Annotated in this window: 20 protein-coding genes and 1 tRNA gene; 10 read left to right on the top strand and 11 right to left on the bottom strand. The window is 57.5% G+C overall.

Going from position 1 to position 23,830, the window contains the following annotated elements:
- Position 1 precedes the first annotated feature (1 nt).
- Together RBB29_RS21540 and RBB29_RS21535 are read left to right on the top strand one after the other, a co-directional pair.
- On the top strand, positions 2–1,411 hold the full coding sequence (locus RBB29_RS21540) for an aldehyde dehydrogenase family protein (RefSeq protein WP_306116872.1): 1,410 nt from the start codon (positions 2–4) through the stop codon (positions 1,409–1,411).
- Positions 1,408–2,901, top strand: a complete 1,494-nt coding sequence (locus tag RBB29_RS21535; protein ID WP_306116871.1) for an AMP-binding protein — start codon at positions 1,408–1,410, stop codon at positions 2,899–2,901. Before RBB29_RS21540 ends, RBB29_RS21535 begins: the two co-directional genes overlap by 4 nt.
- Here RBB29_RS21535 and RBB29_RS21530 read toward each other — a convergent pair.
- Together RBB29_RS21530 and RBB29_RS21525 are read right to left on the bottom strand one after the other, a co-directional pair.
- Positions 2,898–3,797 (bottom strand): aminotransferase class IV, encoded by a 900-nt coding sequence (locus tag RBB29_RS21530; protein ID WP_306116870.1) that lies wholly within the window; start codon positions 3,795–3,797, stop codon positions 2,898–2,900. The genes RBB29_RS21535 and RBB29_RS21530 overlap by 4 nt on opposite strands.
- Positions 3,798–3,848: 51 nt before the next feature.
- Positions 3,849–5,060 (bottom strand): DegT/DnrJ/EryC1/StrS aminotransferase family protein, encoded by a 1,212-nt coding sequence (locus tag RBB29_RS21525; RefSeq protein WP_306116869.1) that lies wholly within the window; start codon positions 5,058–5,060, stop codon positions 3,849–3,851.
- Between RBB29_RS21525 and RBB29_RS21520 the strand changes: the two genes are divergently transcribed.
- A complete protein-coding gene (locus tag RBB29_RS21520) occupies positions 5,059–5,208 on the top strand; it encodes a hypothetical protein (protein ID WP_306116868.1) in 150 nt (49 codons plus the stop codon). The genes RBB29_RS21525 and RBB29_RS21520 overlap by 2 nt on opposite strands.
- 29 nt (positions 5,209–5,237) lie before the next feature.
- Here the strand turns inward: RBB29_RS21520 and RBB29_RS21515 are convergent, their stop codons facing one another.
- The 7 genes from RBB29_RS21515 to RBB29_RS21485 form a co-directional block, all read right to left on the bottom strand.
- Entirely contained in the window at positions 5,238–6,542 is a 1,305-nt protein-coding gene (locus RBB29_RS21515) for an FAD-binding oxidoreductase (protein ID WP_306116867.1), read from the bottom strand.
- A 47-nt stretch (positions 6,543–6,589) separates the two neighbouring features.
- The gene (locus tag RBB29_RS21510) at positions 6,590–7,951 is read right to left on the bottom strand and encodes a glutamine synthetase family protein (protein WP_306116866.1); all 1,362 of its coding nucleotides are present in this window, start codon (positions 7,949–7,951) and stop codon (positions 6,590–6,592) included.
- Between the two features lie 3 nt (positions 7,952–7,954).
- Entirely contained in the window at positions 7,955–8,635 is a 681-nt protein-coding gene (locus RBB29_RS21505) for a type 1 glutamine amidotransferase (RefSeq protein ID WP_306116865.1), read from the bottom strand.
- 55 nt (positions 8,636–8,690) lie between these two features.
- A complete protein-coding gene (locus tag RBB29_RS21500; RefSeq protein ID WP_306116864.1) occupies positions 8,691–10,007 on the bottom strand; it encodes a glutamine synthetase family protein in 1,317 nt (438 codons plus the stop codon).
- Between the two features lie 205 nt (positions 10,008–10,212).
- Entirely contained in the window at positions 10,213–12,000 is a 1,788-nt protein-coding gene (locus RBB29_RS21495; RefSeq protein WP_306116863.1) for an ABC transporter transmembrane domain-containing protein, read from the bottom strand.
- Positions 12,001–12,185: 185 nt separating this feature from the next.
- Positions 12,186–12,259 (bottom strand) — tRNA-Gly (locus RBB29_RS21490).
- 603 nt (positions 12,260–12,862) lie between these two features.
- Positions 12,863–13,186, bottom strand: coding sequence for a transposase (locus RBB29_RS21485; RefSeq protein ID WP_371931539.1), 324 nt, complete (start codon positions 13,184–13,186; stop codon positions 12,863–12,865).
- Between the two features lie 487 nt (positions 13,187–13,673).
- Here RBB29_RS21485 and RBB29_RS21480 point away from each other — a divergent pair, with 487 nt between their 5' ends.
- Positions 13,674–14,366, top strand: coding sequence for a hypothetical protein (locus RBB29_RS21480; protein WP_306116862.1), 693 nt, complete (start codon positions 13,674–13,676; stop codon positions 14,364–14,366).
- On the opposite strand, the gene RBB29_RS21475 is transcribed toward RBB29_RS21480, so the two are convergent.
- Entirely contained in the window at positions 14,363–15,253 is an 891-nt protein-coding gene (locus RBB29_RS21475; RefSeq protein WP_306116861.1) for a hypothetical protein, read from the bottom strand. The genes RBB29_RS21480 and RBB29_RS21475 overlap by 4 nt on opposite strands.
- Before the next feature lie 276 nt (positions 15,254–15,529).
- Here RBB29_RS21475 and RBB29_RS21470 point away from each other — a divergent pair, with 276 nt between their 5' ends.
- Entirely contained in the window at positions 15,530–16,432 is a 903-nt protein-coding gene (locus RBB29_RS21470; RefSeq protein ID WP_306116860.1) for a hypothetical protein, read from the top strand.
- Positions 16,433–16,501: 69 nt separating this feature from the next.
- Complete coding sequence (locus RBB29_RS21465) at positions 16,502–17,941, top strand: hypothetical protein (RefSeq protein ID WP_306116859.1); 1,440 nt, start codon at positions 16,502–16,504, stop codon at positions 17,939–17,941.
- A gap of 312 nt (positions 17,942–18,253) precedes the next feature.
- Here RBB29_RS21465 and RBB29_RS21460 read toward each other — a convergent pair whose 3' ends face one another.
- Positions 18,254–18,490, bottom strand: coding sequence for a transposase (locus RBB29_RS21460; protein ID WP_306116858.1), 237 nt, complete (start codon positions 18,488–18,490; stop codon positions 18,254–18,256).
- A 703-nt stretch (positions 18,491–19,193) separates the two neighbouring features.
- Here RBB29_RS21460 and RBB29_RS21455 point away from each other — a divergent pair.
- The 4 genes from RBB29_RS21455 (at position 19,194) to RBB29_RS21440 (ending at position 23,473) form a co-directional block, all read left to right on the top strand.
- Entirely contained in the window at positions 19,194–20,348 is a 1,155-nt protein-coding gene (locus RBB29_RS21455; RefSeq protein ID WP_306116857.1) for a helix-turn-helix transcriptional regulator, read from the top strand.
- Positions 20,349–20,537: 189 nt separating this feature from the next.
- The gene (locus RBB29_RS21450; protein ID WP_306116856.1) at positions 20,538–21,185 is read left to right on the top strand and encodes an N-acetylmuramoyl-L-alanine amidase; all 648 of its coding nucleotides are present in this window, start codon (positions 20,538–20,540) and stop codon (positions 21,183–21,185) included.
- 137 nt (positions 21,186–21,322) lie between these two features.
- Positions 21,323–22,261: a hypothetical protein gene (locus RBB29_RS21445; protein ID WP_306116855.1), complete on the top strand. Its 939-nt coding sequence runs from the start codon at positions 21,323–21,325 to the stop codon at positions 22,259–22,261.
- Between the two features lie 276 nt (positions 22,262–22,537).
- Positions 22,538–23,473 carry a tetratricopeptide repeat protein gene (locus RBB29_RS21440; RefSeq protein ID WP_306116854.1) on the top strand — a complete coding sequence of 312 codons (936 nt, stop codon included), beginning with the start codon at positions 22,538–22,540 and terminating at the stop codon, positions 23,471–23,473.
- The last annotated feature ends 357 nt before the right edge of the window (positions 23,474–23,830 follow it).

Here is a 23,830-nt window from a genome sequence, read left to right as displayed (position 1 = left end):
CATGAACGCCCAGGACGATCTTTCCCAAGTCGATCAGGTCATGGCCCGCGCACGCGTGGCGCAGCAGGCCTATGAGGCCGGTGCCACGCAGGAGCGGTATGACAACGCCGCCGCCGCCGCCGGTTGGGCCATCATGGAGCCTGCGCGCAACCGGGCGCTGGCGGAACTGGCGGTCAAGACAACCGGTCTCGGCAATGTGCCGGACAAGATCACCAAGAACCACCGCAAGACACTGGGCCTCATGCGCGATATCGCGGGCGCAAAAACCTGCGGCGTGATCGACGACGATCCGGCCACGGGGATCACGAAAATCGCCCGCCCGATGGGCGTGATCGGCGCGGTCGTGCCGTCAACCAACCCGGCGGCGACGCCTGCCAACAACATCATCAACGCGCTCAAATGCGGCAATGCCATTGTGCTCTCGCCTTCGCCCAAGGGCATCCCGAGCTGCGAATTGCTGCTCTCGTACATATATGCCGAGTTCGACAAGATCGGCCTCGATCATGACCTGGTGCAGATGGTCCCGGCCCCTGGCTCCAAGGCCAAGACGCAACGGATGCTGGAGGCGGCGGACCTGCTGGTGGTGACCGGCAGTCAGGACAACGTGCGCCGCGCCTATACAAGCGGCACGCCAGCGGTGGCCGTGGGGGCGGGCAACGTCACTGTGATCGTGGATGAGACCGCCGATCTACAAGCCGCCGCCGCCAAGATCGCAGCGTCCAAATGTTTCGACAATGCGACGTCCTGCTCGTCCGAGAACGAGATCGTTGTTGTTGACGCGGTCTACGACGATTTTGTCGCCGCGATGGCCAGGGAAGGCGGTGCGCTGGTGCCCGCCTCCGAGGCCGACGGCATCATCGCCAAGCTCTGGCCCGATGGTCACCTGAACCGCGCGGTGATCGCGCAGGATGCCGGCCCCATGCTCGACGCGCTTGGCATGGCGGGCAAGGTGCCCACCGACACGAGGTTCCTGGCCGTTGAAACCGACGGGATCGGGCCGGATCATCCGCTTTCGGGCGAGAAGCTGAGCCGTGTTGCGGCGCTCTACCGCGCGCGGGATTTCGATGATGCGCAGTCCATCGCCGCGCGCATCCTGGACCACATGGGGGCAGGCCATTCCATCGGCCTGCACAGCGCGGATGACAGCCGCGCCATGGCATTGGGCGCCGCGCTCCCGACCTGCCGGGTGATCGTCAACCAGGCGCATTGTTTCGCCACCGGCGGGGCGTTCAACAACGGCATGCCGTTTTCGCTCAGCATGGGCTGCGGCACCTGGGGCGGAAATTCGATCGATGACAACCTGCATTGGCGTCATTTCATGCAGACCACCAAGGTAATCCGCGAAATCCCGGCCAATGAGCCGGCGGTTGATGACATCTTTGCATCCTATTGGAATGTCGCGGGAAAATGACACTGTCTGCGGATCAACCACCTTCCGGTACGCTCCGTGACTGGATTGAGAAACGCGCAATTGGGGAGGGTTCGGCCTTTGTCTTTCCCGAAGGGGAGGAAAGCCTCAGCTGGACCGATTTGCGCGATACTGCCGCCCGCATCGCGGGTTACTTGACCTCCGAGGGCATCGCCCATGGCGAAAGCGTGGCGATCATGATGCCCAACGGGCGGGCGGCAGTTCAGTGTCTTATGGGCGTTCTTTACGGCGGTTTTCGCGCGACGATGATCAACCTTGTCGCCGGGCAGGAGGCGATCGCCTATGCGCTCGATCATTCCGAGAGCCGCTTTGCTTTTGTCGATGATAGTCAGTTGGAGATGTTCCGCGGGGCGTCGGGCGGGCGTATCACGCGCCTTGATCCCGACGGCGAAGGCACGACGCCCCTGCATCCGGTGGCGCACCAAGATCACGCTCTGCTGATGTATACGTCCGGCACCACCGGTCGTCCCAAGGGTGTCGTGCACACGCAATCGAGCCTGCTCGCCGGTGGATGGACCACCGCCATTGCCCATGCGCTGACGCCCGAGGATCGGGGGCTTTGCGTGCTACCGATCTGTCATATCAACGGGCTTTGCGTGACGGTCATGGGGGCGCTCGTGTCGGGCGGGTCGCTGGCCATGTGCCCGCGCTTCTCCGCCAGCCGGTTCTGGGAAAACATAGCGACGACCGGCGCCACCTGGTTTTCGGTCGTCCCCACGATCATATCGCACCTGCTGCACTCCGATCTCGACCCCGATGCCACCACCAAGGACCGGTTGCGCTTTGGCCGCTCCGCCTCCTCGCCGCTGTCGCCCGATGTGCAGACGGCGTTCGAGAGCCGGTTTGGCGTGCCGATCATCGAGACCATGGGGCTGACCGAAACCGCGGCGCAGATCCTGTCGAACCCGCTGCCGCCCGGCGAGCGCAAGATCGGCTCGCCCGGCGTGGCGTTTGGCAACGAGGTCAGCATTCTGTCGCGGGATTTCGCACCCCAGCCCGCGGGTCAGGAAGGCGAGGTTGCGGTGCGTGGCCCCAACGTGATGCGCGAATACCTGAAGAACGCGCAAGCCACGCGCGACACGTTCACGCCCGATGGCTGGCTGCGGACCGGTGACCTGGGCCGGATGGACGATGACGGGTATCTATACATCACCGGGCGGTTGAAGGAGCTCATCATCAAGGGCGGCGAGAATATCGCCCCGCGCGAGATCGACGAGGCGCTTTATTCGCACCCGGACGTGATCGAAGCGGCGGCGTTTTCGCGCCCCTGCGACAGCTATGGCGAGCGGATCGAGGCGGCGGTCAAGATCGACGATAGCTCGAACCTGTCCGAAGACGAACTCCTGGAGATCTGCCGGACAAGGCTGGGCGCGTTCAAATGCCCCGATCACATCCATTTCATGGACGAACTGCCCAAAGGCCCGTCCGGCAAGATCCAGCGCCGGTTGCTGTCCGAGATGGCGATGGCCTAATAGGTGACCATTGTCCTGTAATCCGGGGTGTTGAGCAGTTTGAAATAGTCCTGCCGCAACCCGCTGGCGACCGGACCGGCGGCGCCGTTTGAAAAGACCCGCTCGCCGATCTGCCGAACCGGGATGATGCCGCCGCCGGAACTGGAAAGGAACACCTCGTCCGCCTGCATCAGCTCGTCCACCGGCAAGGCCCTTTCCTCGGTCACAAGACCCTTTGCCCGACAAAGCTCCAGCGCGGTTTGCCGCGTGATGCCGTGCAGAACGCCGGTATCGGCGGTGATGACCGTGTCGCCCTTGAGCGCGAAAAGGTTGAAACCCGGGCCTTCGGTCACGTTACCGTTGTGATCCGAGAGGATAACCGTCTCATACCCGGCATCCTTGGCCTCGAAGAGACCGGCGGTGAAATCCCCCCAATGGTAGTTCTTGGCGCGCGGGTTGACGCTGTCGGGCGGGATGCGGCGCGTGTCCCGGGATAGCCAGACGGTCACGCCCGCATCGGCGATCTCAGATTTGACCACGTGGATGTAAGGCACGCACCAGGCATAGAAGTGGTTGCCGCATTCACGCGGGTCGCGGCTTCCGGGGATAAGCGGGGTGCCGCGCGCGGCGACCATCGCGCAATAGGCATTCCGCAGACCGGATTTGCCGACGATTTGCTGCAAGGCCTCGGTGATCCCCGCGCGGTCCAGGCCGATATCCATCCGACAGGCGGAAATCGACGCCTCGAACCGCGCCAGGTAGTCATCAAGTCGGAAAAAGGCGCCGTTCCAGACGGGCACGACATCATAGGTGACATCGGAATGGGTCACCGCCCAGTCGGTCACGCCAATACTTGCCTGCGTAATCGGAACGATACGCCCCTTGATCCACGCCGCGCCGTCAGAAAAATCCGTCATCTCCGCCTCCTGCCGGCACAGTAGGAGGCGGCAGGGCGGCGTGTAAAGCGGTCAGGTGCCGTAGGCGCGCGCGGGGGCCATGACCTCGGCCACGGCACCGGTGATCGCATCGGCGATCAGGTCCAGGTCGGCCGTGGTCAGGCGGGCGGGCAGGCGGGTGTCGCATGCCTTCATCAGCATGTTGTGGGTCTTGGGCAATTCCGGCGTCTCGCCTGGGATGAACCGCCAGTTCCAGAAGGCCCGGGCATTGTCCGTGCTTTGCCCAAAGACCTGTATCTTGACCCCTCGCAACTCCGCCGCGGCGACAAAGGCGTGGGTTTCATCCGGGCTGAGGCCGATCAGGTTGAACTGGATCGAGTCAGGCGCGCGTTCCTCTTGCGCCAGTTTCTCCGGAACGTCGAGCCAGGGCGAGGTGTTCAGCCGTTCGGCGACATAGTCGTGATTGCGGCGGCCATCGCTCACGCGGCGCGGGATTTCGGCAAGTTGCGGGCGGATGATTGCCGCCGACAGGTTGCTGAGCCGAAGGTTGTAGAGCGGCAGCATGTTCTGCGTCTTGGCAAAGGCCACGTCGAGGTCAGTATCCGCGGCGGTGAAATGCTTGGCCCAGTTGTGCTCATAGGCGCCGGACATGATGACGGCCCGCGCGATCAGGTCCGGATCATCGGTGATCATGATCCCGCCTTCGCCCGCATTGACCAGCTTGTAGGATTGGAAGCTGAAGCAGCCGACCCGACCGATCGTGCCGATATTGCGCCCATGCCACGTGGTCCCGAGCGAATGCGCAGCGTCCTCGATCACCGGAACACCACGGGCATGGCAGAGCGCCATGATCTCATCCATATCCGACGTATGGCCGCGCATGTGACTGATGATCACTGCGCCGATCGTGTCATCGAGGTTGTGTTCGAAATCGTTGATATCAATGCGGTAATTGTCGCCCACTTCGCAAAGCACGGGGATGCAATCGGCATGAATGACGGCGGAGGGGACGGCGGCAAAGGTGAAAGCGGGGATCAGGACGCGGGTGTCACGGGGCAGGCCAAGCGCCTTGAGAGACAGAAAAAGCGCCGCCGAGCAGGAGGAAACCGCAAGCGCATATCGGCTGCCCATCAGCGCGGCAAACTCCTGCTCCAGCAGTGTCACGGGCGCATTTTCCGGTGCCGTGTATCGGAAAAGGTCGCCTGTTTCCAACATCTTGTCGATTTCCGCGCGGGCGGCGGCGGGGATGGGCTCGGCGTCGTAAACATTGGGGGCTAGGGTCATGTTTTCGGCTTTCCTGAAGAATCTTTTCGGACTTTCTAAAACAATTACCTCGTCGCGCAAAGAAAATACGACACTGCCCGGCAATTTCGTGCCGGCAGGAACGCAGGGGTCTGCCCTGCCGATCCGGCGCAAGGCATTGCGTGAATGACAGGGATTTAAGGGGGGGGTAGGCGCCCGTCAGATACCAAGCCGGTCGCGGGTCGCGTACCAGGTCATCGCCAGCACCAGAAGCGGCGAGCGCATCATTGAACCACCGGGAAAGGTCGACGTGGGAATGCGCGCCATTGTGTCGAAACCGTCCGTCTGACCGGCGATCGCCTGCGCCATGAGCCAGCCCGCATGGGTCGCGGTCCCGACGCCATGGCCGGAATATCCCGAGGCGGTCAGGATATTGGGTGCAAGCCGCGCGAGGTAGGGCATCCGTTTCATGGTAATGCCAAGCGTGCCACCCCAGGTGTAGTCGATCCTGACATCCCGCAAATGGGGAAAGATCTGCAGCATCGGTTTGCGGACGGTCGCGGCGATATCGGCGGGGAATTTGTAGCCATAGCTTTCACCGCCGCCGAAAAGCAGGCGTTTGTCGTGGGAAAGGCGGAAATAATTGATGACGAACTTGGTATCTGCAATGGCAACATCGCGCGCCAGCACCTTGTCGGCTTCATCTCCCAACGGTTCCGTCGCCGCGATGAAATTGTTGATCGGCATGACCCGCGCCGCCACCTTGCGATCAAGCCCGCCCAGATAGCCGTTGCAGCCGAGGATCACGTGATCGGCTTCGACCTGTCCATGATTGGTCCGCACCACCGCCTTGCTGCCCGGAATGATGTCATGCACTTCGGATTTCTCATGGATCCGTACGCCCGCCGCCGCCGCGGCCCGCGCCAAGCCGAGCGCATAGGAGAGCGGATGCAGATGCCCCGCGCCCATGTCGAGCGTACCGCCCACATAGGAGGGCGAAGGGCAGATCGCCTGCAACTGGTCATGGTCCAAGGGCTCGATCTCGCCATAGCCATAGCGGGTTTGCAGGTGCTCGGCATATTCGTGTTCTTCGGCCACCTCGCGCTTGGAGAAACAGGCATGGGCGATACCGGGTTTCAGATGGCAGTCGATCTTGTGTTTCGCAACCAGCGATTTGACCAGGTCCTTGGCGTCCTCGGCCAATGCCCAGAGCTTCGCGGCATCGTCGCGACCGACCAGTTTTTCCAAACCGTCCTGGCCCATCCGCTGACCGCTGCCCAACTGCCCGCCATTGCGCCCCGAGGCGCCAAAGCCCACGCGATGCGCGTCCAAGAGCACCACGTCGCGCCCCGCTTCGGCCAGGTGCAGCGCGGCCGACAATCCGGTATAGCCGCCGCCAATGACGCAGACATCCGCGCGCGTCTGGCCCTTTAGCCGTTCGAAAGGGTTCAGCGGCGTTGCGGTCGCCGCGTACCAACTTTCGGGGTATTCTCCCGGACGGTCATTGGCATAGAGCAGGTTCATGCCTTCACCTTTCCAAAAATACGCAAATTCCGCCGGTGCCGCCGGGATCAGACATTCATCAGCAGGTGTTCACGTTCCCACGGCGAAATAACCTGCAGGAACTCGTCATACTCCGCGCGTTTCACGATGGAATAGACCCGTGCGAATTCTGGGCCGAGGATCTTGTGCAACTCGGTCGCCTCATCAAAGAGATCCAGAGCCTCGCCCAGCACCTGCGGGATCTCTGAGTCCCCGGCATAGGCGTCGCCCTTGAACTGCTTGTCCGGTCGGGTCTCGTTCATCATGCCCAGAAGGCCGCAGGCAAGCGAGGAGGCGATCGCGAGGTAGGGGTTGCAATCCATCCCGGCCAGACGGTTTTCGACGCGCCGCGCCTTGGGACCGCTGAGCGGCACGCGGATGCCGGTGGTGCGGTTATCGCGCGCCCAGGCCAGGTTGATCGGCGCGGCGTTGTCCTTGACGTAGCGGCGATAGGAATTCACGTAAGGCGCCTGCACGGCGATGGCCGCGGGCATGTATTTCTGCAAGCCGCCGATGAAGTGATAAAACGCGTCCGTCTCTCCGCCCTGTGGCCCTGAAAAGATGTTCTCGCCGGTTTTGATGTCGAGGATCGAGTGGTGAATATGCATGGCCGATCCCGGCTCTTCGGCGATGGGTTTGGCCATGAAGGTCGCAAAGGCGTCATGGCGCAGGGCGGCCTCGCGAATGAGACGTTTGAAATAGAACACCTCGTCGGCGAGTTTCACCGGATCGCCATGCAGCAGGTTGATCTCAAGCTGCCCGGCGCCGCCTTCCTGGGTGATGCCGTCGATCTCAAACCCCTGATGTTCGGCGAAATCATAGATGTCGTCGATGACGGGGCCGAACTCATCCACGGCGGTCATCGAATAGGCCTGCCGCGCGGCGGCAGGGCGGCCCGAACGGCCCATCATCGGCTTGATCTCATGGGCCGGGTCAATGTTGGGGGCGACGATGAAAAACTCCATCTCGGGGGCGACGACGGCCTTGAGGCCACGCTCGGCATAGAGGTCTACCACCCGCTTGAGTACATTGCGCGGCGAGAAGGGGATCGGGTTGCCCTTGCGGTCCTCGGCGTCGTGGATGACCTGCAACGTCCAGTCGCCGGTCCAGGGCGCGGCCGTTGCCGTGGCGAAATCGGGCCTCAGGATCATGTCCTTTTCGATAAAGCCCTCTTCCTCGTCGGCGGCCTCCCCCCAATCGCCGGTGATCGTCTGGTAAAAGATCGAATCCGGCAGGTGGAAATAATCCTGCTTGGCGAATTTCGATGCCGGAACCGCCTTGCCGCGCGCAATGCCGGGCAGGTCGGAGACGATGCATTCGACCTCGTCGAGGCGGCGACCCTCCAGGTAGGTCTTGGCAGCTTGCGGCAGGTTGTCTTTCCAGTCGGCCATGTCTCAGGCTCCTCGTTTAAAGAAATTCGCGACGCGGTCCGCGATCTGATCGCTGTCGATCGGCGCGTCGAGCTTGGTTCGGGCATCATCCATCAACTCATCCGGCACCACGCCGCGCCCGCGCGTATCAAGCAATTGCCCCACCATGCGAGAGGTGAATTCGGGATGCGGCTGGATCGTGTAGATGCGATTGTCATAAAGCAGCGCGGCATTGGCGCAGAAATCGGACGAGCCAATGACCTCGGCCCCTGGGGGCAGTTCCGTCACCTGGTCCTGATGCCAGGCGTTGATCGCCATGTCCTGACCTTCGATTGTGTAGCTCGTATGGCCCACGGACCAGCCGCCACTGAATTTCTCGACCTTGCCGCCCAGGGCCTGCGCCACGACCTGATGGCCGAAACACACCCCGACCAGCGGTCGGCCATCGGCATAGATGTCGCGAATGAGTTGTTCTAGCGGCGGGATCCAGTCGTGATCTTCGTAAGCACCGTGTTTGGAGCCGGTAATGAGCCAGCCATCCGCCGATGCCGGGCCCTCGGGGAATTCGCCATCGACGACATTGTAGCCCACGAACTCAAACCCGTGACCGCGCAGCATATGGGCAAAAACCGCATCGTAGTCCCCGCCGAAATCCTGTTCGAATTCGGGGATCGCATGGCCGGTGATGAGGATGCCGATTTTCATCTGTGTTCTCGTTATTTGATCAAATCTTGGATGTGTGGAGGGGCCTTGGGCGATGTTAAACCTTTTCCAGATAGGTTTTCCAGTGCTCGGCCTCCGGGATCGCCGACATCAGGCGCAGCTCCTGGCGTTTTGTCATGACCAGGTTTCGGATCATCGTGGGGCTGAAGAACCGGCCAATGACCGGGTCGGTTTCGAACCGGTCGGTGGCGGTTTGCCAATCGGCGGCAAGCTGCGGCAGGCCCTGCTCATAGGCGTTGCCGGTCAGGGGCGCGGGCGGGGTCATGTTATCCTCGATCCCCATGATGGCCGCACCAAGGATAGCGGTGAAGGTGAGGTAGGGGTTGATATCGCCTCCCGCAACGCGATGTTCAATCCGCCGCGCGGCGGGCGGCCCTCCGGGGATACGGATCGCGGCGGTGCGGTTTTCATAGGCCCAGCACGCGCCAGTAGGGGCGTGGGCGCCCGGCACCAGCCGAGTGTAACTATTGGCATGCGGCGCAAAGATCAGTGTCGATGCGGGCATCGCGGCCACGCAACCGGCAACCCCGGCGCGCAGCAGATCGGTTCCGGCCTCACCACCATCGTCGAAAATGTTTCGTCCCTCGCCATCCAGCACCGAGAAATGCAGGTGCATCCCGTTGCCCGCGTCATCGGCAAACGGCTTGGCCATGAAGCTCGCGGCAAAGCCATGCTGGCGCGCAAGCCCTTTAATCAGGGACTTGAATGCCCAGGTGTCATCGGCCGCACGCAGGGCGTCCTGATGGTTCAAGGTGATTTCAAACTGGCCGATCCCGGCCTCGCTGGTCGCCGTCTGCGCAGGGATGCCCATCGCCTCACAGCCCTCGTAAAGTGCGCTTAGGAAAGGATCGAACGCGTCCATCTGCGCCAGCGACAGCACGCCCGGCGCGGTTAGGCGGCGGCCACTTCGCGGGTCGCGCACGGTGCGCAGCGTGTCGTCGCTGTCATCGGCCAATGTGAATTCCAGCTCGGTCGCCGCCATGACCCGCCAGCCGCGCGCCGCATAGCGGTCAAGCACTGCCACGAGCGCGTGGCGCGGATCGCCGTCAAAGGGGGTTCCGTCGTCATGATGCATCACCATCGGCACCAGCGGCTGATCGACGGCCAGCCATGGTACAGGCATCGGGCCGCGATCCGTGGGCATCAGGATGCCGTCAGCATCGCCTGTTTCAAACACCAGCGGGCTGTTGTCGATATCGGCCCCGAAGATATCGACATTCAGCGCCGAAAGCGGCATCCGCACCGTCCCCTTGCCAAGTTTTTCCGCATAGGAACCAGGCACACGCTTACCGCGCATACGCCCGTTGAGATCACACGCCGCCACCCGGAAGGTTTGATAATTGCTGAGGTCCATCGCGACCATCCCGTTCGATTTTGCCGCAGGTTACCGGGTTTCATGCGCCTTGCCAATAAAATTTGATCAAATTTCCCAAGGCGGACATTTCGCAAGTTCCGCAACAGCAAGGTCGGGGTTTGGGGTGGTCCCCAAGGCCCGCGCGGCCTGAGCGCAGATCGCAATGGGTGAGCGTCAGCGAACGCCGGTTGGTTGCCGTCGGCGGTCAGGCATCTGTGAACTGTAGCCGGGCGAGACGGGCATAAAGGCCGTCTTGCGCCACGAGGCTGTCATGGGTGCCTTCGGCCACGATCCGGCCCTGGTCCATCACGATGATCCGGTCCGCTTTCTTCACGGTGGCAAGCCGGTGCGCCACAATGATCGTTGTGCGAGAGCGCGCCAGCGATTCCACCGCCCGCTGCACGGCGCGTTCGCTTTCGGCATCAAGCGCGGATGTCGCCTCGTCCAGAAGCAGGACCGGAGCATCCCGAAGGATGGCGCGGGCGATGGCAATGCGTTGTTTCTGCCCGCCGGAAATCATCACGCCGCGCTCGCCAAGCGGGCTGTCATACCCGTCGGGCAGGGCTGTGATGAAGTCATGCGCCGCGGCAGCGCGGGCCGCCTCTTCGACCTCGTCATCACTCGCGTCCAGCCGGCCAAAACGGATGTTGTCGCGGGCCGAGGCCGCAAAGATCACCGGGTCCTGCGGCACCAGAGCAATGTCCTGCCGGAAATCAACTCGGGCCAACTCCGCCAGTGAGATCCCGTCGAGGGTCACGCGCCCGGTGTCGGGGTCATAAAATCGCTGGATCAGTTGGATGATCGTTGTCTTTCCGGCACCGGACGGCCCGACCAGGGCCACGGTCTCCCCCGGTTTGATCGTCAAGTTCAGGGCATCAAGCGCGGGTTGTTCACGGCGAGAGGGATAGGCGAAATTCACCGCCTCGAAGCTGATTTCGCCTCTGACCGGGCGGGGCAGGGCAACGGGGTGCGCCGGATCGGTCACCGCGTCATTGGCATTGAGTAATTCGACAAGGCGTTCGGTCGCCCCCGCGGCGCGTTGCAACTCGCCCCAGATTTCCGACAGCGCGGCGACCGCACCGGCAACCATGACGGAATAGATCACGAACTGAACGAGCGTACCCGCGCTCATCCCGCCCGCGCGGACATCCCGGGCGCCGATCCAGAGCACGCAGACGACCCCGGTGAAGACCAGGAAAATCACGATCACGGTCATCAGGGCGCGCGTCCAGATGCGTTTGCGGGCGGCGTCAAAACTGAGCTCGGTCACCTCGTCGAAACTGGCGCGGCTGGCCTCTTCGTGGGTGAAAGCCTGCACCGCCTGCACACTCAACAAGGCTTCGGAGGCATTGCCGGAGCTCGCGGCGATCCAATCCTGGTTCTCGCGGCTGAGCACGCGCAGGCGGCGGCCAAGGGTGAGGATTGGCACGATGATGAGCGGCACAATCAGCAACACCATCGCGGTCAGCTTGGCCGATGTGAACAGCATGAGCACAAGCCCGCCAAGAAAGATCAGCAGATTTCTGAGCGCGATGGAGACGGACGACCCGATCACGCTGAGGATCAGGGTGGTGTCAGTGGTGATCCGGCTGAGAACCTCGCCGGTCATCAGACGCTCATAGAAAGCGGGGCTGAGGCCAATTACCCTGGCGAAAACCGCCTTGCGTATGTCGGCCACAACCCGCTCGCCAAGCCGTGTGACGAGGGCATATCGCAGCCCAGTCCCAAGGGCCAGAAGTGCCGCGATACCAAGGGCCGCGGTGAAATAGAGGTCGAGGATCGCCCCGTCCGTCGCGCCGAAATTGTCAACCACCCGGCGCACGGCCATCGGCAGCAGCAATGACACGCTGGCGGTCAGAACAAGCGCCAGAAGCGCCCCCAGAACAAGAAGCCGATAGGGGGCGAGAAATGGCCAGAGATGCGACAGCGCACCCACATGCCTGGATTTTTCGCGGTCGAGTTGTTCCGCCCCTTCTGCCGCTCTGCGCACCATGGATGTTTTCCCCAGATTTTCACCCGTGTTTGGCCGCGCCGCAAGCGCGGGTCAAGAGCCAGATCGACGCGGGCAGGTAAGGGGCAACCGATTTCGCCCGGCGCGTGGCGTCGAGATCAGTTGCAAGGTGCGTATCGCACCTTCTGCATCAGCGAATCGGACATGTAAGGAAGGGTCATGTTGGCTGGAGCGGGCGGCGGGAATCGAACCCGCGTCATTAGCTTGGAAGGCTAAGGTCTTACCACTACACAACGCCCGCTCAGCAGAGTTACCACCTATTTCATAGCTTTTCTGACGTCAAGTGTGGGAGCAAATAAGGTTGCGTCTTCCTGCAGCCACCACAGCAACTTTGGCCCAAAGCGGACCTTCAGTTCAATTGGCTAAGCCGCAGTGCAATTCCCGAAAGCCGACGTTCGCTCAACCTGCAGCAAATAGATTTCTTGCACGACCGCTATGCGGACAAAGCCGACTTTGACCCAAAGTCCGCTTTATGTGCGTAGCTTTTGGAAATGACGGATTGTTCAGCGGATTTGCAATCCCACGTACTCGTCTGACGTTCATACATATCTCTGTAAAACGGCACGCAGGCAGATCGTGCAATATCAGTGAATTGCCAGCTCAATATGCAAAACCCTAACTATGCAAGCTACGGTGCCCGGCCGTTGAACTCGGCTTGTTGAACTAGCGCGGGGCTTGTTGAGCGCGGTGTAGAAAGTTAGCCTAATAACTCGACCATATAGTAAGCGGCTTTTCAGTCTGCCCAATTTCACGGTAGCAGTTGGTCGAAATCATTTTGCTTGTGCCATTAGGATGCGGGTCAGGTAGCTATGATGTTCGACTCTCTTGAGCTTGAAGGTCTCGATTAACGACGTGATGACGGCTCAGTTTGTGCACCGTCGTCATGACCTTCAAAGAGTGCATCCTTGCGCTGTAAGGCAATCGGGCGGAGTGTCCGCTCGGTGGCGTTGCTGTCCATCTCGAAACGACCATCGGTAAGAAGCAGGATCAGGCCGTCCCAGTATATGGCGATGTACTTGAGTGCCTGGCCGGTTGGTGACTTGGCTGAAACTTGCGCACGTGAGGCATACACCCAATTTTTGAATGCTGCGACCTCGAGCGCTGATTTGTCCTGACGTATGGCAAGGCGTTCCTCCGCTGTCAGTCCGCGAGCCTTGCATTCGATCATTTAAAGTGCGTGCGCGATTGGTCTGGCTTATCCTCGCGACTGTGGGCTGACGCAAGTCGCCCGGCTCTGTTTGCTGAGTCGTTTTGTTTTTCGGTTAGGCTTGGTGGCGCTAACATTCCGGTTGGTTGACCCAATTTTGGAAACAGTAAGGCGAAATCGGTGGGACTTCGCTGATCAATCCGCATCACATCGGCAAGATTCCAGCGTGAGCTCCTTTCAATTCTGTTTATGGTGCGCAAAATGAGCGGCGTCGCAACAGGAATACAGAAAAACAACTATATTTCAATTATTTGAAGTAACGCTTGGTGGACTTTGAGCTCGCAACTGTAATGGTAATTTTGCAACCGTTTTGCCCGAATGTCTCAAAAGGTGCGATTTTGGGGCCTTGACATAGCGCCTTCCGGTGCGCTTATTCCAGTAAGCCGCGACCTCCAATCAGGTCTTCAAGAAGACGGCTGCGGCAGAATTGTTTGGGACCGGTTTTTACATGACTAAGACAGCATCAGAGTTTCGTGATCGTGATATCAAGAAGCTCATGACCGGCTACAGCGACCAGAAAATCGGCGACATTATCGGCAAGAAGCGCGGTGCGCTCAACAAGGGTATGCAGCAGCATGATCGTTATCTGTCCGCTGAACATTGGAGGTTACTGGTAGATCATATGTTGGCCAACGATCACCCTGCAGTTAAACGAATTCTGAGCGAATTGTCGGCCGGGGGCGTCACGTTCGAAGAGGCCAAGTCCGTTACCCCATTGAACCCCGTTCGGTTATCGGAGTTGCAAATAGCCCGTTTGGACGCGTTGCTCCCTCACCCCGATCTTTGGGCTGCAAAGTTCCCAGAATCTTTCGCAAATTTTTGTGCGGCAATGTCAGACACCGATAGCGCGGGCGCGCCGACGACCATTATTGCGTCGTCAGGTTTTACCGAAGAACTGATGAGGACGCTTATTCGTCAGGTGCCGGGTTTCGCAGATCGCGACCTCGACGACGCCTTTGCTTTACGAGGTTTGTTCGACTCAGAAAAGTACCCGCATCTTTTGTGCGTGGAATTGACGGACTCGAGCAAACTGTTTCTGGCTTGTGTCGAAGATCGCTTTATCAAGGTCGAGAGTGAATTCAACAGCCGTATCTATTTGCGTGCGCTGAGTGAAGCATCGGAGCCGGTCGCGGGAGCCTAAGGTTCGGATTGGTTCCCAGGCTCTTCAGCAACTGCTACCAACGGTTGACGAATTGTCCAAACAGCGATACCTGCTTCTGCTGCCTTTCGCGCGACGACGTCGCGCTGCGTGATTACTCCCTGCGAACTGTTTAACACGACTAGGTCGATCTCTGACTTTTTGCACGCGTAGATAAGATCCGGGTGGAATACTGGCGCTTCAAGAGTGCAGTCTTGGCCTAAGTTGCTTCCAACTTTAATGAGCGTCCGGAGGTGACCGGGTTTCTTGGCTGTCATACGGATTTCGCTCAGCACTTTGTGCGTGTGGGCTTCACGACGGATATCAAGACCTGTACCCTCTTCGAGCACAATTGTACGCCGTAGTTCTTGCGGACGGCCATATCGGTTGATTTCGGAGGCGATCTCTAGGCTAACTCTTCGAGCCAGCGCATTGATCTGATTTTCAACGCTTGGATGAGGTGGAGTGATCCATCCTTCTTTGTCGATCGAGAAGCAGGGCACCAAGTCCTTCAAATGAACCGGTTGGATGCCTGATTTCCCAAAGAGATATGCTGCCTTTTGCAGGATCTCTTCAATGGTGTTGTCTCCGACAATGAACTTTTCCATTTCATTCGGCGCTAGCGTCTGGCTGCTCCCGATGTAACCTTCCGCGTCTTCATGCATCAGGCTGACATCACCAATGTGAGCAACTTCTTTGACGCCGCGGTTGTTCAGATATCGAATTATTCGATCAATCTCGCCAAGACGAATTGCTACTCCTGTTGGCCCTGCGCCCCCAGCGATATGGACAATTACCGGCTCATAGCCAGCTTCTTTGAGGCGTTCGATGGTAGGGTCTCTGTGCGTGCCGCTGCCAGTCAAAAGGCCAATAACACGCCCAGTCTTCATAAAAATGTCCCGCCGTAAGTACTTCTACTGCGTCTACAAAGTGGCCGGTACTTAAACAAGCATTGATTTTATCGCCATCGAATTTCGACGGCTGGGTCGGTGGCTAGAACGTGCACCGCGTGATCCGTGGTGCCCGAACGGTAACATAAACTTGCCAATTAGCTACTATTTTGCTACTTTTGGTAATAATTTTCTTAACCAAGATTCGACCTCAGCGAAGGAGGTCTGTTTCTGAAGTGTCAATAGCGACAGTTGAACATGGGGGCTCATCAAGTAATGGCAAAGAAAAAGACCTTCTGGACAACTAAGCAAGCGTACAAGTCCCGGCGTACAAACGCCTACTTCAAGATACTTGAAGAAGAAGAGGCAAAAGAAAAGAAAAAGACGCGTCTTCGTTCCATTGCTACTGCCGCAGCCGTCGTCGCGGCAGCCACCGGGGTATATGCTGCGGCATCGAGCCATTTTGGTCCGCTTCTGGACGTGGAGACAACCGTTGAAGTTTCGCCAGCGCCAGTCTCTCAGCCTCGACGCGACGACGATTGTGATAGTTCAGGCTACCGCACACAGGCCACAGCGGTGGCAATTGACATGTCTGATCCAGTCTCGCAGAGCGTCTTGGATCGTCTGTATACGCTCGTAACTGACGACATTGTGCAAGAGGAACGCGGAACAACAATTGTCTTGTCTGGGATTGATGACGAAGACGTTAACGAACCCCTGATAAACTTGCATCGCACCTGCAACCCGGGAACGCCAAGCGACCGCGACGTTTTCCACACAAGCCCAGGGGAAGCCGCTCGAGACTTTGCTGTCTTTCAGGCAGGTGTGGAGAGGGCTTTGGGCGGGTTGTTCGCGCCGGACCGAAAATCTGCCAGCCCGATTTGCGAAGCAATCGTTTCACTGATGCGCCAACCCGAAATGCGAAACGCATCTGGCAAGTCACTGCGTATGGCCTCCGATTTTCTTCAGTTTGTGCCTGGTAAGGTTACCTCCTATGGTCACTCGCCCAACTTTTTGGATGCGTGGCCAGCGCAATGCCAGATTGATCTTAGCGGAGTCGATATCGTGCTTTACGTGATCAACCGCCAAAGCCCATCGCAGACCCCTGCCTTGATTGAATATTGGCAGTCAAATTTGCGCGCCATGGGCGCAGCATCGGTCAGGGTTGTCGACATCTAAGTATAGCGCCCCAAAGGCCGCTGACGGCCTTAGCGGGGCATTTTCACACCAAGCAAAAAGGATGATCAAATGGCGATCTGGAAGTCCTCAAGTGACAAAAGGTTCAATGTCCAAGATGTTGACGAACTTAGCAAAGATCTTGGTTTGCCCGAAGCAATTTACTGGACTGCCGCCAAGTGGTCCGCCCACCCTGCAAGCGTCCCCGCATCGGCCGAACAAGACGAAGGCGAACTTCGTCTGTTGGAAAGCGCTCGCGACGCAGAACTTAGTCAAGCCGAGATTGTAAGTGAGCAAGAACGAGAGCGTAGGGAACAACGCGCAGATACCGAACTGGATGAGGGGTTCCCTTCTCGCTTGGCTGCGCAGGCTGAGACTGATTTGATGGTATGCGTCACGAGTTACCGTGAAGAGCGCGAACAAATCTTAGCTGAAGTGCGGGATGCAGAAGACGAAGGACGCAGAACACAGGTCCTGTACGGCCTGACGCGTGCACCGCGGTACGCAAAACGTCGTTGGCTGGTATTCCTTATGGCAGCAATTGTCCTGGTCGTGGAAACGCTCGCAAACGGCGCTGTCATTGCAGACTTCGGCGAAGGCGGCTTGTTCGCCGGTTGGTCATTGGCGTTCATGATCTCACTTGGCAATATTGGTATCGGCGGGCTTGCAGGTTGGTTGTGCCTGCGTCTGTGGGCTGTTGGACACTTACGGCGCTGGAAGCGGTGGTTCTCTCTTCTGATTGCCTGTGCTGCGATCTTTGCTATCGTTTGGATCAACTTGGCGATCGCTTATGTGAGGTCGCAAAGCGGAGCGACATACTCTCCGAATATCCAGAATATACTTGCAGATGGTTTCTTTCCAACGACCCTTGAGGGGCTGCTGATTTTTGCTCTTGGCCTCATCATTGCTTTCCTGTCTGCTGTAAAATTTGGACTGATGTGCGACCCAGTTCGCGAGCTTGAGGCCAGTGACCGTATGATGAAAGCGGCCATGGTTCGGCTGAGATTGATGGACAAAACCGCGCCCGCTGCGCTACAGAAATCAGCAGATGCAAGCATTGTTGAGTTGCAACTGAACTTGGCAGAAGCTGAAGCCAACTATGTTGAATTCACACGATCTCGAATTGAAAGCGATGCCGCACAATCGGACTACTTCGTGGCCTGTGAACGGATTGCGAAAGCGTACGAACAAGTTGTGAAATCAAGGCGAGAGCATTTGATGGTGGCTTCTTCTGTTGTGCCCGCATACTGGGCCACCGAAACCATCGCGATTACGCCTGATCCACCAAAACTCTTCAACTTGGTGGAAGATCAGAAGGTCGAAGCCGAGATAACGGCACGCTTTGAAGGCCTCAAAGCGAAGGTGGAAAAGGCAGAACGCGATATCGAGGCCGCCCACCGGAAAGCGCGACAGCAGGTTGTGCTTATGCCCAATCCGGTCCGCGAGAGTGGCGGAACTGCCACGGATAACGTCGTTCATCTACAGTTCAGGGACAAAGCCGTGGGTTGGTAAGACCAGAGATTCTAACAGACTACGTCGAGATGGCTACTTACTTGTACCGTCATCTCGACACTTCGCCCTTCCAACAGCTTTGATAACTCCTTTCACTCAACCGGCTGCAATGCATGGTTGATTTCATGTCTGTACAAAGTTCCAGTGAAGTGACTGCAATTTCGCGGAGTGAGGTGCCCCTAGTTTCTTAGACACCTGTCATTTCCAGTTTGTGCTGTCTTTTTTCATAGTCAACACGGACAGGATGCAGCTCGCGATACGCGTCGATAAACGCGTACCTCACTTTGCATACCTGGTGAAGTACGCGGTGGCCTATTTTAAGATTTCGCGCTCCTCGGTCACGCGGGTCGGTTCTTTCTTGAGACGCCTGACCTCAGCTTCTTGATCCGTCTGCCTCTGTGGCTTCGGGAATTGTGCCATCCAAATATACAGAGATTTGGCGCTGATCCCGAGCCTTTCAGCCACTTCCTTGACCGAATAACCACGCTCCGTGCTCTGAGCCACCGTATCGATCTTGAATTCATCCGAGTAGCGAAATTGACCTGACATTTGTGTCTTTCCTTGCTTCCAAAAAAATTCAAGCAAACCGTCTACATATCTAGGGTCACCTCATACACCGATTTTGCTTGGGTTGTGCATTGGGCGCATATGCTGCATTTCAAAAACGATCATTTTTGAGAGTTGCGAGGGCCTGTCGGTTAAGCAAAAGAACTTCTTTTGCTGGGCGCATGTTCAACAACTTTTGAGGGGTCTCCAAGACCAGACCTTCGCTGCGGGCACACTTAGGTGCAAGTGGGCTAGCTGCCGCCGCCGGGCCGGTTGCAGCAACTTGCAGCCACGTCAAAATCGCGCCGATCGGGACGGCCCAGAGCCGAATTTCGACCACTTCCAGAATTCACCTATAGATTCCTGAAAGCCGCCGTTCATGCACGACGCAGCATTTCGGATTCTTGAGCGGCTCAAACGCGGACTTTCGCTGCGGTCTGGATTGGCCATCGAGAAGCGGGGCCCTGCTGCCGTTCAAATTATTGCTTCCCATCTTGGTCTTCGGGAGAAAGCTTCAAGTATCCTCGTTTCGACCGACAGAATTATCAGTTGAGTGTAGACCAGCCGCGACTTGCGTTCGCGTTTTTTCCAACTTGTGCGCTATAAACAAGATGCACAGCTGGTTTAGAAAGAGCCCTCCATCGCGACACGCAAAAGGGTATGGCTTTGATGCCCGCCGCAACCCTACGAACTCCGGAGGTAACAATTGAAGTTAGATTTCAGCGGCTATCAGGCCCTCGAAACGATTTACGATACAGCTGTTAATCCCGGAAGCTGGCGCAAGGCTTTGGATGCAACGGCGTCCGTCGTCGAAGCCAAGGCAATTGCCCTGGTCGTCCGGGGCCGGAATGCCGGGGCAAAAGACCTGACGCTGATGTCCAGCGTCTACCTTGATTTCTCCCGCACACCAGCGGGGTGGTACTATGGTGCCTGGCTTTCCCGGCTGCAAAACCAGGATTGGGATTTTCTTCAGGCTCAACCGGTGCATCAACCGATCCCTGACCTTGAAACGGGAAAGTCGGCCGAAATTCTCGACGGTCGCAAAGATTACGCCTACCTGAGAAAAAGAACCGGTATCGCCCGGCGACTTGGGGTGCGCCTGAACTCAGATCCTGTCTGGTTCGACGCGATGAGCGTCGGCTTTGACCGTAGGGAACATGAAATTCCGACAACTGCGAGCAATCGCATACGCGCCCTGCTGCCACATCTGACGAAAGCTTTGGAGATTGGCCGCGTCTTTACCTTTCTGAAGGCCCGGTACAAGGCCGCACTCACGGTTTTGGACCACGTGCAGGCGGGAATAGCGATTGCGTTGCCGGATGGTCAGGTGATCGTCAGAAACGCGGAAGTGGAAAGGATCCTTGATCTGAAGGACGGTATCGCATTGGCGCGTGACGGGACAATCGTCACATCTGATCCCGACGTAACGTCGAAAATCCGATCACATATTTTCGACGTGGCGGCCACGGCCCGAGGCGAGGCAAACCGGCACGAATCCCTGATCTCGGTCAGGCGTCCGTCAGGGCTGACCCCCTACCTGCTGGACATTGGCCCCATCAGTGACAGCAAAGCTGAACTCGAGCACGGGCTGGACGGTGCGCTCGTCACCATAATTGATCCTGAACGGATCCCATATCTCAGGCTTGACCGATTCACTGAGCTTTACAGCTTGACGCAAGCGGAAACCGATGTTTGCCGATGGATCGCGGAAGGCGCAAGCATTGCAGAGATCGCAGAACACCGAAATACAAGCCCGGCAACGGCCAAGAACCAGGTCGCTGCCGTGCTTTCCAAGGCGGGCGTGAGCAGTAGAAACGAGTTGATACGGCTGATCCTTCGCGTGCTGCCGCCCGTCACTTGATGACCGGTGATTCAGGGTTCCCCATTTCAACTAATGGAAGAGTCATGATCTGTTCGGACCATGAATCACGAAGCGTAGCCCTCTAACCTGATCAATAGGTGGATCGGTAAATCATTGTGCCGAGCTCACGAATAAACCGCCCATGGCGCTGAGCCCCGGGTTTGATCAGATTAGTTAGGGAATAACAAAATGACAAATTACGCTGCAATTACCAGCCCGGCTGCTGCCGTGACATCCATTCAACAAGCGCTGAATGCGCTTGGCTACAACCCCGGCCCGATTGACGGTGATTTTGGCCGCCGGACGCGCAAGGCCGCTGAAGACTGGCTCCACAATGATGGCGAAGCTGCCGCGATGCAACAGGTCGCGGCTGCCACCAGCACGGGAGGCATGATTTACCAGGGCCGTGCTCGCCATGCCGTGGATGAGATCATCGTGCACTGCACGGCCACCCGTCCCGAATGGTATGCAGGCCGTTCGGTTGAAGAGAAGGCGGCCGAAATCCGCAGGTGGCACGTGTCGGATCGCGGTTGGACAGATATCGGTTACCACTATTTGATTGACCGCGACGGCAGCGTCGCAAAGGGACGCGCGGAAACTGTTGTTGGTGCCCATGTGAGAGGCCACAATCCCGGTACGATCAGCATCTCCCTGATCGGTGGTTTCGGTTCGTCCGAGACTGATGCTTTCAGTGACAACTTCACGGATGCGCAAGATGCCACACTGCGCGATTTGATCGCAGACATTCGGGGCCGGACTCTGATCGGGAAGATCAGCGGCCACAACGATTATGCTCAGAAAGCTTGCCCGGGCTTCACGGTCAGTGAATGGCTCTAGGAAGAGTTGGACCAGACGCAAATGGGAAAACTGTATGGCTTCGGTGGCTGTTCAAACCCTCCGTTGAAAGCACTTTCGAGTTACCCTGCGCAACACACGCCTTTGAAGCGAGTGTTGCGTATATTTTGGAGAATATTATGACAAAAGCAGAAGAGCCGGACGCTCTTATCGACCGTATCATCAAAGCCAACACGCAGATTCCGGCTAAAGGATGCCGGGCGCAACATGCAAAACATGGCGGCCATCACCGCGCGACTTTTAAGGTGCATGCGCTAGACGACACTGACCCGGCTTTGGCACAAGGGCTGTTTGCAACACCGGCGAGCTACACTGCGGTGATCCGCTATTCCAATGGAAAAGAGCAAGACGCTGCAAAACCCGATGTTCACGGCATGGCGATTAAAATTCATGCTGATCCGGGAGAGCGGTTACTAACCGACCCAGACGACGCATGCGCCATCGATTTCGTCCTGGTCGATGTCGATACGTTTTTTTCCGACGACCTCGGTGACTATACGATAGTCAACGAAAAATTGGTGCCACTCCTGCAGCGGAAGCAAACCTCAGACGATGCATTTTCCTTCTGGGAGGCGTTGGGCGGCCTCGTTGGAACCATATTCACGCTGCGAACGCTGGATGATGCGCTGCGTCTGTTCCGCTTTCGGGGCGAGAAAGAGCCGATCAGTAAGGTCAAACGCTGGCACCTGGAGTATTCCAGCGCGACACCCTACAGGCTCGGAGATATTGGACCTGTGAAATACAAGATACTGGCGTGTGAGGCGACCTCGGAAGCGAGTGTCGTAGAGGTTGCGTTTTGCATCGAACGTCCTAGCAACCCGCGCGACGTGGATATCGAAATGCCTTCATACTCTTGGGCTGATGTGTCTGACCTGGTGACCGTGGCGACGCTGGCGATCGAGACCGACCCAGGCAGCGCTCCGGACCTGGATGTGGAGCATTTGCGCTTTAACCCTTGGCATGTGCCACCCGAGCATGAACCACTTGGCGCCATCAATGCCGCGCGGAAAAAGGTTTATGACACACTTGCTGACAAGCGGCAGCGGGAACATGCCTAAGTCCGTGATGCAGTCGCGCTTTGAGAATGGCTTATCGCTAAGTTTCCGCAGGTCCCGGCGAAGAATATGCAAATGCGGGGATTTTCGAACTTTCAAGATGATCCTGTGCCTGTCGTTTTCCGGTTGCGGGCATCGCGGCGCAGCGTGCTTTTGAGACTTGATCGGGGACAAGATAGCAATAATGTGTACGGGAATGCACTCTATCTGGAGAATGTGGGCTAAGGCAGAATTTTGAAGGATATACTTGAAAAACTAGTTTCATAGTGAGGAAAGGTAATGCCCGACAAAAGAAATAATCTTGAAAGGTCTGCTGCGGTTTTTTGTGCAGTTTTTGTCTTTGCCCTGGTTGGCTACCTTGCATATCGAAATGAACCATTTTCAGATCCAAACATTGTTATTCTGATACGTATCGCACTGGCTATATCTGTAGCTGTGGTTGCTAATCAGGTTCTCGGCGCTCTGCATGTTAGAGGCAAATTCGGGCCAATCACAGTAAGAGCGACAGGCGCTTTTGCCTTGGGTGTGATTTCATATTTTGCGACCCCCACAGTACTGCCGCTGGATATCGAAGAAACCATTGAAATCAACAAACTGAATGCTGAGTCTCGAAGACTGGTTAGTGATGGATTCTGTGCGCGGGCAATCTCGATTTCAAATCGTGCTATATTGCTGGACGATACAGATTGGAGCTCCTTCAATACGCTTGGTGTAGCATACTTTGCATGTGGAAAGCACAAAGAGGCGGTGGCCGCATGGGAAAAGGCACAAATACTTACTGCGGATTTAGAGAATTTACAGGGTGTAAAGTTCAATTTGTCCGCAGGGCTGATTGCATCAGGTCGATACCAAGATGCAGTTGGCGTGCTTTCGGCGCTTTGGGAAGACTATGACTCTAGGGGTGATTTTAATCAATCGATCGCCTTCAATTACGGACTCTCACTACTAATGGTTAATCAGTTTGAGACGGCACTCGCTGTTCTCTGTGCGCCAGAAAATTACGGAGACTTTACAGAGATGGCAAAGATAATGATTGGATACAGCGCCCTAAGTACTGAAAGCTTTTCTGAAGATGAGAGAAGTGACTGTATACACTTTGCTGGGTCCATTCAACTATTTGAAGGTGAAGCCCTTCAGAATGTGATCAGAGGACAGGGCCAAATTCCACAGCAATTGAAAGAAATTGAGCCCCTTCTGATAAGTCTAAGAAATTAAATGCAGGAGATGCCGAATGATATTTCGCTTATTATTGGTAGGAATTATGGGTTTGTTTATGGCGGCAATGTTGCCCGCCTCCGACTCTCGAGCGCAGCAGTGCTGTTGGCCTGTGCAGCAATGAGAGCTTGGCACTAACGGCATTCAGTGCAGGTTCGTCGCGGTATGCTTAGTCGTGCCCCCAAACTATGCGTTGCGTACAGCCCATCGTATCGGGTTTCCAGCTGACCTGAGGTTCTGAACTACGAGAAGTTTGGAGGTGATTTGACGTTTGATAAAGCTGACCTGAGCCCCTGAATCTCCTCCATTTTTGTGTAGAGTCCGCCCAACAAAAGGACGGACAAATGAAGTCGAGAT

It is taken from the genome of Roseovarius sp. MMSF_3359, assembly GCF_030733385.1.
Taxonomy (GTDB): domain Bacteria; phylum Pseudomonadota; class Alphaproteobacteria; order Rhodobacterales; family Rhodobacteraceae; genus Roseovarius.
The sequence above is the reverse complement of the archived record's forward strand: the minus strand, read 5'-3'. Positions and strand labels throughout refer to the sequence as shown.

Bases quoted from the DNA above. Each gene is read 5' to 3' on its own strand.
- RBB29_RS21540 (WP_306116872.1), top strand. From the start codon at position 2: ATGAACGCCCAGGACGATCTTTCCCAAGTCGATCAGGTCATGGCCCGC.
- RBB29_RS21535 (WP_306116871.1), top strand. From the start codon at position 1,408: ATGACACTGTCTGCGGATCAACCACCTTCCGGTACGCTCCGTGACTGG.
- RBB29_RS21530 (WP_306116870.1), bottom strand. From the start codon at position 3,797: ATGACGGATTTTTCTGACGGCGCGGCGTGGATCAAGGGGCGTATCGTT.
- RBB29_RS21520 (WP_306116868.1), top strand. From the start codon at position 5,059: ATGTTTTCGGCTTTCCTGAAGAATCTTTTCGGACTTTCTAAAACAATT.
- RBB29_RS21525 (WP_306116869.1), bottom strand. From the start codon at position 5,060: ATGACCCTAGCCCCCAATGTTTACGACGCCGAGCCCATCCCCGCCGCC.
- RBB29_RS21515 (WP_306116867.1), bottom strand. From the start codon at position 6,542: ATGAACCTGCTCTATGCCAATGACCGTCCGGGAGAATACCCCGAAAGT.
- RBB29_RS21510 (WP_306116866.1), bottom strand. From the start codon at position 7,951: ATGGCCGACTGGAAAGACAACCTGCCGCAAGCTGCCAAGACCTACCTG.
- RBB29_RS21505 (WP_306116865.1), bottom strand. From the start codon at position 8,635: ATGAAAATCGGCATCCTCATCACCGGCCATGCGATCCCCGAATTCGAA.
- RBB29_RS21500 (WP_306116864.1), bottom strand. From the start codon at position 10,007: ATGGACCTCAGCAATTATCAAACCTTCCGGGTGGCGGCGTGTGATCTC.
- RBB29_RS21495 (WP_306116863.1), bottom strand. From the start codon at position 12,000: ATGGTGCGCAGAGCGGCAGAAGGGGCGGAACAACTCGACCGCGAAAAA.
- RBB29_RS21485 (WP_371931539.1), bottom strand. From the start codon at position 13,186: ATGATCGAATGCAAGGCTCGCGGACTGACAGCGGAGGAACGCCTTGCC.
- RBB29_RS21480 (WP_306116862.1), top strand. From the start codon at position 13,674: ATGACTAAGACAGCATCAGAGTTTCGTGATCGTGATATCAAGAAGCTC.
- RBB29_RS21475 (WP_306116861.1), bottom strand. From the start codon at position 15,253: ATGAAGACTGGGCGTGTTATTGGCCTTTTGACTGGCAGCGGCACGCAC.
- RBB29_RS21470 (WP_306116860.1), top strand. From the start codon at position 15,530: ATGGCAAAGAAAAAGACCTTCTGGACAACTAAGCAAGCGTACAAGTCC.
- RBB29_RS21465 (WP_306116859.1), top strand. From the start codon at position 16,502: ATGGCGATCTGGAAGTCCTCAAGTGACAAAAGGTTCAATGTCCAAGAT.
- RBB29_RS21460 (WP_306116858.1), bottom strand. From the start codon at position 18,490: ATGTCAGGTCAATTTCGCTACTCGGATGAATTCAAGATCGATACGGTG.
- RBB29_RS21450 (WP_306116856.1), top strand. From the start codon at position 20,538: ATGACAAATTACGCTGCAATTACCAGCCCGGCTGCTGCCGTGACATCC.
- RBB29_RS21445 (WP_306116855.1), top strand. From the start codon at position 21,323: ATGACAAAAGCAGAAGAGCCGGACGCTCTTATCGACCGTATCATCAAA.
- RBB29_RS21440 (WP_306116854.1), top strand. From the start codon at position 22,538: ATGCCCGACAAAAGAAATAATCTTGAAAGGTCTGCTGCGGTTTTTTGT.